At 65.0% G+C, this 11,009-nt stretch carries 7 protein-coding genes; 5 read left to right on the forward strand and 2 right to left on the reverse strand.

What is annotated here, in order from left to right:
* The 4 genes from GJ668_RS20890 to mdoH form a co-directional block, all read left to right on the forward strand.
* Positions 1–270: transposase (locus tag GJ668_RS20890; RefSeq protein ID WP_186342847.1), on the forward strand; the 270-nt coding region annotated here is incomplete at its 5' end.
* Between the two features lie 184 nt (positions 271–454).
* The gene (locus tag GJ668_RS03065; protein ID WP_155448655.1) at positions 455–2,020 is read left to right on the forward strand and encodes an OpgD/OpgG family glucan biosynthesis protein; all 1,566 of its coding nucleotides are present in this window, start codon (positions 455–457) and stop codon (positions 2,018–2,020) included.
* Entirely contained in the window at positions 2,005–2,541 is a 537-nt protein-coding gene (locus GJ668_RS03070) for a hypothetical protein (RefSeq protein ID WP_155448656.1), read from the forward strand. The genes GJ668_RS03065 and GJ668_RS03070 overlap by 16 nt, the downstream gene beginning before the upstream one ends.
* Positions 2,538–4,619, forward strand: coding sequence for a glucans biosynthesis glucosyltransferase MdoH (gene mdoH, locus GJ668_RS03075; protein ID WP_155448657.1), 2,082 nt, complete (start codon positions 2,538–2,540; stop codon positions 4,617–4,619). Before GJ668_RS03070 ends, mdoH begins: the two co-directional genes overlap by 4 nt.
* Here the strand turns inward: mdoH and GJ668_RS03080 are convergent.
* Both GJ668_RS03080 and GJ668_RS03085 read right to left on the reverse strand, forming a co-directional pair.
* Entirely contained in the window at positions 4,504–5,922 is a 1,419-nt protein-coding gene (locus GJ668_RS03080) for a GH1 family beta-glucosidase (protein WP_343032168.1), read from the reverse strand. The two genes, mdoH and GJ668_RS03080, sit on opposite strands and share 116 nt — an antisense overlap.
* A gap of 8 nt (positions 5,923–5,930) precedes the next feature.
* Positions 5,931–7,730, reverse strand: a complete 1,800-nt coding sequence (locus tag GJ668_RS03085; protein WP_155448659.1) for an ABC transporter ATP-binding protein/permease — start codon at positions 7,728–7,730, stop codon at positions 5,931–5,933.
* Between the two features lie 190 nt (positions 7,731–7,920).
* Here GJ668_RS03085 and GJ668_RS03090 point away from each other — a divergent pair, with 190 nt between their 5' ends.
* A complete protein-coding gene (locus tag GJ668_RS03090) occupies positions 7,921–11,007 on the forward strand; it encodes a discoidin domain-containing protein (RefSeq protein ID WP_155448660.1) in 3,087 nt (1,028 codons plus the stop codon).
* Positions 11,008–11,009: the final 2 nt, after the last annotated feature.

Consider the following 11,009-nt stretch of genomic DNA (forward strand, 5'->3'; position numbering starts at 1 on the left):
ACGGGGATCCTCCAGAGCATGGCCTCCCGCGCCGCCTTTCTCCAGGATCCCGCCCATCGCATCCGCTTTGTTTATACCCCCAAGCACTGTTCCTGGCTCAATCAGGTCGAGATCTGGTTCGGTATCCTCACCCGTCGGTTGCTCAAGCGCGCGCGCTTCGCCTCCACTGATGAACTCAAGCAACGGATCCTTGCGTTCATCGATTTCTTCAACCAGACCCTCGCCAAGCCGTTTCGTTGGACCTATATCGGCAAGCCGCTGATGGCATGAAATTGTCCAGTCAATTTAGGGTGCGCGGTACTAGAATCCGCGCGACTTCATCGACCGTCCTCCAGACACCAGCGGCTCGTCGTTTCTGTGCAAGCCGCTGGTGTCTGTGTGCCTGGACGGATGCGGCGGATGTAGCCGGCATCACAGGCACCTTTGTGTTCAACCACATCCCATCGAGAACATCATGACGCTTGTTCGACTGTTCGGAATCCTGGTTCTTGGATCGACGTTGGTTTCTGGCGCACCGCTGTGGGCGGACGACACCCCCGGCCTGGTCGAACCGACGTCGAGCGAAGGCACGCCGGGCAACTTCACCTTCGCGGCCGTGGTCCGTCGCGCCCAGGAGCTGGCAACCACTGACTACCAGCCCGATCGCCCGGCGCTCCCGGACTATCTCGCCGATCTCGACTACGACACCTATCGCGACATTCGCTTCAATCGTCACGAAAGCCTGTGGAAGGCCGAGGGGCTGCCGTTCCAGATGCAGTTCTTTCCGCGCGGCTTCCTGTTCAAGGATCGGGTGACGGTCAATGTGATTGAAGATGGCGCCGCTCAGGTCGTGCCCTTCAAGCACGATCTCTTTGACTACGGCAAAAATCAGGTTCCTGACGACATGCCGGCGGACCTTGGCTTCGCCGGTCTGCGGCTGCTCTATCCGATCAACACGGACGACATATTCGACGAAGTCGTGGTCTTTCTGGGCGCCAGCTACTTTCGCGGCGTCTCCAAGGGGCTGAACTACGGCATCACGGCCCGCGGACTGGCGATCGATACCGGGCTGCCGACCCAGGAGGAGTTCCCTATCTTCCGTGAATTCTGGGTGTTCAAGCCCGCGCCCGATGCGGTCGACATCACGGTGTTCGCCCTGCTCGACAGCGAGAGCGTCACTGGCGCCTACAGTTTCGTGATTCGTCCGGGGATCGAGACCGTGATGGACGTCAAGGCACGTCTGTTCATGCGCCAGTCGGTCCAGAAGCTCGGGATCGCGCCCCTGACGAGCATGTTCTTCCATGGCGAGAACACCGACCGCTTCATCGACGACTTCCGGCCCGAAGTGCACGACTCCGATGGTCTGCTGGTCCAGAACGGCACCGGTGAGCGCATCTGGCGGCCGCTGACCAATCCGCTCGGTCTGCGCGTGAGCGATTTCGTCGCCGAGAATCCCCGATCCTTCGGACTCTTCCAGCGTGATCGCGATTTCAGCCGCTACGAAGACCTGGAGGCGCACTATCAGAACCGCCCGAGCGCGCTCGTCGAGCCGATCGGCGACTGGGGCCGGGGCGTGGTTGAGCTGGTCGAGATCCCGAGCGATGCCGAGCGTTACGACAACATCGTCGCCTACTGGATGCCCGAGCGTGTGCCCGCACCGGGCGATGAGCTGAAGCTCGAATATCGCCTGCGCTTCGGCCAGGATCCCGAGGCCGGTCTGCTCGGCGGGCGCGCGGTCTCGACCCGCATCGGTGCCGCCGGCACGGATATCCTGGATTCCAGCCAGCGCAAGTTCGTGATCGACTTTGCTGGAGAATCGCTGGCGCAGTTGTCGCCCGAGACCGAGATCGAGGCCGTGGTCACCAGCACCTCGGGCGAGCTGTCCAAGCCGGTCGTACAGTGGAATCCACATCTGCAAGGCTGGCGGCTGTTCTTCGAGCTGAAGCCGGATGGGGAGAAGCCGGCGGATCTGCGTGCCTTCCTGCGTCACGATCACGATGTGCTCAGCGAGACCTGGAGCTACAGATGGGTGCGGGAGTGAGCGACCGGCTCGACGCACTCGACGCGCCGGTTCCAGCCGCCTGGTCCGTGACCGATGACCGTGCCGCCGTCGAGCAGCGCGTGCGGCGCTATCTGAACGCCCTGGGTGTGCATGATCCGCGCGAGATCGAAGGACTCACGCCGCAGGTGCTCGAACGGGTCGAGTTCAGGGCCACACTGGGTCAACTGGGCGAGCCGCTGGAGGTCGCGATCGAGGAGACGCATCGCCTGCTCGATCGCTGGCTGGTCACCGAGCTGGGCCTGGAGGCCGAGCCGGACCAGATCTCGTCGGCCCGCGCCGCCGTGCTCGGCGGCCATCTGCCGGGCTGGACGCGGCGCTGGGCGGGTCTGAGCGAGGTGTCGCTGGCTGAATCCATGCGCCGGGTGCACTTCCAGGCGGTTCCCGAGCGCGCGCCCCTGACCATGGACCCCAATCCCATTCAGCTCTGTTGTCATCGCCTGGTGCCGCGTCTGCTGGCCAGGATCGGGCGCGGGTTGGGCATCCGGAGGCGACGCGCATGAGTCTGCAAGGATTTTCAGCCGTCGTAGCGCGGCACTTCCAGCGTCCGATCTATTTCATCCTGGTTCTGCTCACCACGCTCTTCACCCTGTCGCTGCTGTCGGCGGCGATCCAGGACGGCGGACTCTCGACGCTTGAACTGGTGCTGCTGATCCTTTACACCATCCTGATGCTGTGGATCAGCGCCTCGTTCTGGACGGCGGCCATCGGTTTCCTGGTGCTGGCCTTCCAGAGCCGCAGGGCCGAGCCGGTTGCGCCCTCACCCGAGCGCGTCTCGTCCGGCCGTCCCGGCACCTTCAAGACCGCGCTGGTGATGCCGGTGTACAACGAGGATCCGGAGCGCGTCTTCGCCGGACTGCGGGCCATGGTCGACGCGCTGACCGAGACCGGCCGCCTGGACGACTTCGAGCTCTTCATCCTGAGTGATACCCGCGAGCCGGATATCTGGCTCCAGGAGGAGCTGCTGTGGCGGCGCTGGTCGGAGGAACTCGGTGAGCCGGCACGGCTGTTCTACCGCAACCGGGTCGAGAATATCGCGCGCAAAAGCGGCAATCTGGCCGACTTCTGTCGCGAATGGGGCGGGCGCTATCGCTACATGATCGTGCTCGACGCCGACAGTCTGATGAGCGGCGAGACTCTGGTCGAGATGGTGCGCCGGATGGAGGCCGACGCGCGGCTGGCGCTGCTTCAGGTGCCGCCGGTGCCGGTCAACCGATCATCGTTCTTCGCGCGCATGCTTCAGTTCGCGGGCAGTCTCTATGGACGGCTGTTCGTGGCCGGGCTGGCGTTCTGGCAGCAGGACACGGCCAATTTCTGGGGACACAACGCCATCATCCGGGTGCGGCCCTTTGCCGATCACTGCGGTCTGCCGAGGCTGCCGGGGCGCGAGCCGTTCGGCGGCGACATCCTCAGCCATGACTTCGTCGAGGCGGCGCTGCTGGCCCGTGCGGGCTGGCGGGTGCGGCTGGCCTATGATCTCGGTGGCAGCTATGAAGAGATCCCGCCGACCCTGATCGACTATGCCAAGCGCGATCGGCGCTGGTGTCAGGGCAATCTGCAACACGCGCGGCTGATCCTGGCGCGCGGCTTCAAGCCCCTGAGCCGACTGCATTTCGCCATGGGCGTCATGTCCTATGCGGCCTCGCCGCTGTGGCTGCTGTTTCTGATCGCGACCGGGGTCGAGGCTTATTTCAAGAGTTTGCAGCAGCCGGTGTATTTCTTCGGCTACAGCGTCGTGCCCATCTGGCCTGAGTCCTATGTGGTCGAGATGACCACGGTGCTGTGGGTGACGCTCATCCTGCTCTTTCTGCCCAAGATCCTGGCGCTGGTTCTGCTCGCGCTCGATCGCGACGAGGCGCAGCGCTTCGGCGGTCTGCTCAAGGCCAGTCTGAGCGTGCTGATCGAGAGCCTGCTGTCGGTGCTGCTGGCGCCGGTGCTGATGCTGTTTCAGAGCAAGTTCGTGGCGGCGATCCTGCTGCGAACCAGCGTCGGCTGGCCGGCGCAACAACGCGGCGATCATCAGACCGGCTGGTTGGAGGCCATCGGTGCCCATGGTGTCCATACCCTGATTGCAGTCGCCGTCGGCGCTGTGGCCTATATGCAGGTGCCGGACTTTTTCTGGTGGTTCACGCCGGTGCTCGCGGGGCTTTTGCTGTCCATCCCGGTGTCTATTTTCACCAGCCGTACCTCGCTGGGACAGCGCGCGAAACGGGCCGGACTCTTCCTGACTCCGAGCGAGACCGAGGAGCCGCCGGTGCTGCGGCGGCTGGAGGAACGGCTGGCCGAGCCGTCGCTCCTGGGTGAGCTGTCGACCGACAGGCGGGCGTTCTGGACGCAGGCCATGATGAATCCGGGCGTCTATGCGCTGCATGATGCGCTGCTGCACGATGAGCCGCAGACCCGGCGGCGCCGGCACATCCTCGAAGGCTTAGTCCTTCAGCTCCAGGACGAGGGCGAGGATTCGCTCAGTCTGCGCGAGAAGCGGGCGCTGCTCTCGCATCGCGAGGGGCTGTATCTGCTGCATACCCGGCTGTGGGCGGCGTCGGCTCTTGAAAAGCCGCTGCCCCTCGCGAAGCCATGACCTCACGATAGAAGCGCGCGCTGGCCTTGGGCCGGCGCGTCTGGTCGCTGGGATCGACCTGATAGAGACCGAAGCACTTGGAATAGCCCTCGGCCCACTCGAAGTTGTCGAACAGCGACCAGACGCAATAGCCGCGCAGATCGACGCCCTGTTCCAGTGCTTTGGCAGCCGCTCGGATATGAGCGCGCAGATATGCGACACGTCTGGGGTCTTCGACCCGTCCGTTGCGCGGCGGCGGGTCGTCGAACGCGGCACCGTTCTCGGTGATGTAGAGCGGCGGATTGGCGTAGCGGTCCCTGAGCCACAGCAGGGTCTCGGTCAGTCCCTTTGGATAGACCTCCCAGCCCATGGTCGTCAGCTCAGCGTCTGATGGCGTGAGGCGGACAGCACCGAGCGGCGCGACGTCGGGCGCGGCCCGCACCAGTCCGCGCGAATAGTAATTGACCCCGACGAAATCGCCGCGACAGCGGATCTGTTCCAGTGACTTGGCTGGAAACTCCGGCCAGGCCGGACCAAAGATATCGGCTAGTTCCTCGGGATAGCGCCCGAACATGAGCGCATCCAGAAACCAGCGGTTGATGAAGGCGTCGCGTCGACGGCTGGCCTCCAGATCGGCGGGCGATGGCGAGGCCGGATGCTGGGGTTCGAGATTGACCGCCAGACCGATCTGCTGCCGGCCCAGTGTCCGATAGACCGCTACCGCCTCGGCATGGGCGAGCAGCAGATGGTGTGCGACCCGAGGCGGCTCGAACAGATCGCGATGTCCGGGCGCGAGCTGACCGTCCAGATAGCCGGGCACCGTGACCACCCAAGGTTCGTTGATCGTGATCCAGAAGGGCACCCGATCGCCCAGAGCCCTGAACAGGGTCTCGGCATAGTCGGCGAACCAGTGCGGGCTGTCCGGATTGAGCCAACCGCCCCGCTCGTGCAGGGCCACGGGCAGATCCCAGTGATAGAGCGTGGCCATCGGCTGGATATCATGCTCCAGCAGGGCATCGACCAGTCGCGCGTAGAAGTCCAGTCCCCGGCGGTTGACCGCGCCCCGACCTTCGGGCAGCACCCGCCCCCAGGCCAGACTGAAGCGGTAGACATCCAGTCCCAGTTCGGCCATGAGCGCCACGTCGTCCAACGCACGATGATAGTGATCGCAGGCCAGATCGCCGGTTTCATTCCCCGCAACCCGTCCGGGCGTGTGGGCGAAGCGATGCCAGATGCTGGGGCCGGCGCCATCGGCGAGCGGAGCGCCTTCGATCTGGTAGGCCGAGGTCGCCGCGCCCCAGAGAAAGTCATCCGGAAATGGCACCGCCACGCTCAGTCCTGTGCGTTGTCCGGGCCGTGCGGGTCGTCGGGGTGTCGGCGACTGGGGTTGACCGGGGGTGGTTCAGGATGGCGCAGATCGTCGGCGGTCGGCGGGCGCAGACGCCAGGAGCCGTCACCTGCAATTTCGAGCAGGCGATCATAGAAGCGTGGATCATCCTCCAGGTCGCCCAGCGTGAAATAGGTGATCCCCTGTCGGCGCAACAGATTGAGCAGCTCGCCGACCGGGCATTCGCTCAGACTGCGGCTGGGGTGATCCAGGAAGACGAAGTGCGGCGCGGCCAGCAGCACGCGCGCGAAGCTCAGACGCTGCTGCTCGCCCAGCGACAGCAGATCGCTCCAGTTGTGCTCCCGATCCAGACCGCCGGCCCTGTTCAGGGTCGGCGTCAGATGCAGCGACTCCAGCGCGGTCAGGATCTTCCAGTCTGGCAGCCAGCGCTCCTGACAGGGACGCAGCAGCACTTCGCGCAGCGTGCCCGGCGGCACATAGGGTCGCTCGGGCAGAAAGAAGATGGCGTCGTGTCCGGGATGCAAAATCCGCCCCGTGCCGCTCGGCCACAGATCTGCCGTTGCCCGAAACAGGGCCTTTTCAGCCGATTCGCCGCTCGCACGAACCAACAGGTTCACACCCGCCGGGAGCGATAGACTCAGATCCTCGATCAGGGTCCGGTCGTCGCGTGGTGAGTACAGCGTCAGATGCTCGAAGGCGACACTGCCACAGTCCTCGCAGAACTCCACGCGCGGCGCCTGTTCCGGGCGCTCCTGGGTCATGGCGTCGCGCAGGGCGTTGAGCCGCGCAACCACGGCGGTATAACTGGAGATGGACTGGAACTGGGTGACGATCAGCGAGAAGGCGCCGAGCAGATGCCCGAAGGCCACGGCTGACTGCGTGATGACCCCGAATTCGGCCTTGCCCTCGATGAACAGCGGAGCGACCAGCAGCGCCGGAATGATCTGGATCAGATAGTTGTAGCCGGTGGTGAAGAAACCGAGATTGCGGTTGACCTCGATGAGACGCTGGAAGTTGTCCGTCAACCGGTCCAGACGGTCGCGCAGCCGCGCCCTGAGCCGTTCTTCGCCCCGCAGCAGGGCGATCGACTCGGCGTTCTCGCGCACATGGACCAGACGCGAGCGAAAGTTGGCCTCGCGGTCGAGCTGATCGTAGTTGAGCTTGACCAGTGGCTTGCCGAGATAGATGGTCAGCAGCGAGCCGAGAATGGAATAGGCGACGGCGACCACGAACAGCCGCGGACTGATGGTCCAGAGCACGCCCGAGAAGGCGACCACCGTGAAGCTGGCGTTGAGGAACATCAGCGTGAAGGAGAGCGTGGTCGCGGTCAGGGCGCGGATGTCCTCGGAGATCCGCTGATCGGGATTCGGCAGCTCACCGCTGGCATGCAGTTTGAAGTAGGTTCGCTCATCGAGATAGCGGTCGATGGCGCGCTGGGTGAGCCACTTGCGCCACAGCAGTCCCAGGCGCTCCTCGGTGTATCTGTAGACGACGGCGACCACGGTCGAGAGCCCCAGAAAGCCTATGAACAGCAGGGCGTACCGCGTGAACCCCGGCATGTCCTGGTTCTCGATCGCGGTCATGAAGTCGCGATTGACGTAGCTGTTGACGACGTTCAGGCCATTGATCGCGAACAGAAACAGGATCAGCAGGGCAAACAGCACCTTGGCCTTGCCGCCGACCTCCGAGGCGCCGAGCTGACGCAGCATGAGGATGAACCGGCTCCAGATGGCCGGCGTGATCGGAACCTTGAGTGCGTTGAGCAGTGACCAGAGGGTGCGCATGCGGCGATTGGTCGTGCAAATGGAGTTGAGATGGATAAGGGCCTTGACCGGTGCGAATCGCGCATCGGATGACTTTGAGCCGCGCGCAGTATAGCCTAGTGCCCGCATCACCGGGATGCATTAAGCCGCGCCTTTGAGCATGGTGCCGCGCGGCTTCTGTCGCGTGCTCCCCTTGCCGAGGATCGACCGCATGCAATGCCTGAATCTGGACGATTTCAGTGACCTTTCCGCCTGGTCTGGTGTGGTGTCCGGGCAGGCGCATCTGGACCTGTTGCCCGACGCAGGGCCGGAAGGTGCCGCCATGCGGCTGGACTTCGATTTCGGCGCGGGCGGTGGCTTCGTGGTGGCGCGCAAACAGGTGCGTCTGAGTTTGCCGGACAGCTTTGCCATCCGGCTTCAGGTGCGTGCTCAAGCGCCCGCCAATGCCTTTGAGTTCAAGCTGATCGATCCGAGCGGTGAGAATGTCTGGCGGTTTCGTGACGAGTCGTTCGACTTCGGTCAGGCCGACTGGCACGAGCAGCGTATCGGCAGCCGCGCCATCGACTTCGGTTGGGGACCGGCCGGCGGCGGCGCGCCCAAGGAGATCGGCGCCATCGAGATCGCCATCACCGCGGGTCCGGGCGGGCGCGGCTGTCTGTGGCTCGCCGATCTGCGGATCGAAGATCGGACCCCGACCCAGCCACCCCTGATCCGGGCCTCCAGTGAGCACGCCGGGCAGGGCGCGGTCTGCATTCTCGACGGTCAGCCCGACACGGCCTGGCGAGCGGCCCAGCTGCCAGCCTGGATCGAGCTGGATTTCCATGAACCGCGTGATTACAGCGCTCTGGTTTTGCACTGGGACGCGCCTGGGCCGCGCGCGTTCGCGATCCTGGCCAGCGACGATGGTGAAGACTGGACCTGTCTGCATGAGGCACCGCGCGCCCGCGGTGTGCGTAATCCGGTCTATCTGCCGGATGGCTGTTCACGCCGGCTGCGGCTGCGACTGGACGGCGCGGCGGACGATTCGGTTCCAGGTCTGGTCGACATCGAGCTGAAGTCCGAAACCTTTGCGCGCTCCAGCGCGGAATTCTTCCATCATCTGGCCGCGACGGCGCCGCGTGGACAATATCCGCGCTGGCTCTATCGCGAGCAGAGCTACTGGACGCCGATCGACATCCCTGACGGCCGCATCCCGGCACTGTTCAACGAGGACGGTCTGATCGAAGTCGGGCGTGCCGGATCTGTGATCGAGCCGCTGCTGCGCGTTCAGGGCGCATTGCTGACCTGGGCTGACTGCACCGTCGAACCATCGCTGCTCCAGCCGCCGCTGCCGATCCCGTGCTCGACCTGGAGTGTCGAGGGACTGCGCTTCGAGACCATGGCCTTCGCCGAAGGCGTGCCGGGACAGGCCTGGCTGTTCATCCGCTATCGTCTGGAGAACCAGGGGACGTCGGTGCTGAGCGCCAATCTTTATGCCGCACTGCGGCCGTTTCAGGTCTCGCCGCCCTGGCAGGGCTACCGGGACATCGGCGGGATGGCGCGAATCGAGCGCATCGCCCTGGAAGCGAACGGTGTGCGGGTCAATGGTCGGCTGGCGCTGGTTCCGCTGTCCAAACCGGACGGTTTCGGGGCGATGCGCTTCGACGAGGGTTCGAGTGCCGAGTCAATGACGGACGCCACCCGGCCCGAGTCCAGGGCGGTCGAGGATGGATTCGGCTGTGCCTCGGCGGCACTGCGGTTCGATTTGAGCGTCGCGCCCGGCGATCAGCAGGAGATCTGGATCGCTGCGCCGCTCGGCGAGTGCGAGGACACGCCTCCCAGTGATCTGACCGGCACGGCGGGCGACATCGAGACACGCCTGCAAGCGGCGCTCGATCAGTGGTCGCAGCGGCTCGGGGCTGTGGAGATGCAGCTGCCGGATGTCGCGCGCGGCGCGTTGCACGCCTGTCAGGGCGCGCTGGCGCATATTCTCATCAATCGCGACGGTCCCGCGCTCCAGCCCGGACCACGTCGCTATACGCGTTCCTGGATTCGCGATGGCGCGGTCATGGCGGCGGCACTGCGGCGGTTCGGTCTCGGGCGCGAGGCGGACGCGTTCATCGACTGGTATGCGCCGTTCCAGACCGAGGACGGCAATGTGCCCTGTTGCGTCGACCGTCAGGGTGTCGATTGGCTGGCCGAGCACGACAGCCATGGTCAGTTCATCTTTGCCGTGGCAGATGCCTGGCGTTTCGGAGCGGATCGGGCGCGACTCGAAGCACTGTGGCCGGCGGTGTGCAAGGCGGTCGCCTATCTGGAGCAGTTGCGGGCCGAGCGTTTGACGCCCAGGTATGAAGCTCCGGAGCAGCGCGCCTGTTTGGGTCTGCTGCCGGAGTCGGTAAGCCATGAAGGGTATCTGGCGCATCCCGTCCATGCCTACTGGGATGACTTCTGGGCGCTGCGCGGGTTCAAAGACGCCGTTGAGCTGGCCGAGGCGCTGGGCGACCGCGAGCGTGCCGCGCACTTTGTGCGTCTGCGCGATGCGTTCAGCGCGGCGCTCTATGTCTCGATGGATCGCGTGATGGAAGCGCGCGGCATCGATTTCCTGCCCGGATCGGTCGAATGGGCCGATCCAGATCCCACGGCGACCGCGAACGCGCTGACCCTTATCGACGAGAGCCACCGGCTGCCGGCGGTAGCCATGCACAGGAGCTTCGATCTATTCATGCAGCGGTTCCGCGCCATGCACGGCCCCGATCCGGTGCCCTGGACCAACTACACCGCTTATGAGATCCGCATCATCGGCGCCCTGATTCGGCTCGGGCGGCGTGCGGAGGCGCATGAGCTGCTGAACCTCTATCTCGCCGAGCGCCGACCGGCGGTCTGGAACCAGTGGCCCGAGATCAACTGGCGCGATCCTGGGGCGCCCGGTCATCAGGGCGATCTGCCGCATGCCTGGATCGGGGCTGAGTATTGTCTGGTGTTCCGCGATCTGTTCGTCCATGAGCGCGAGGCCGATCGCTCGCTGGTGATCGCGGCGGGTATTCCAGGCGCCTGGCTGGAGTCGGGTGACATCCGGGCGCGTCGCGTGCCGACGGTGTACGGCCTGCTCGATCTGGACATCGCGCGTTTCGACGGCGGCGCGGTGCGGATGCAGGTTAGCGGTGATCTGCGGCTGCCGCCCGGTGGTCTGTGGCTGGCGCCGCCGCTGCCGGGGCCGTTGTTGAGCGTTGTCGTCAACGGTGAGCCGAGCCGCGATTTCACGGCGGTTGAGGCGCATGTCACGACGCTTCCGGCTGAGATCGCACTGGTCGGTTAGCC

This window comes from Allochromatium palmeri, from assembly GCF_009720725.1.
Taxonomy (GTDB): domain Bacteria; phylum Pseudomonadota; class Gammaproteobacteria; order Chromatiales; family Chromatiaceae; genus Thermochromatium; species Thermochromatium palmeri.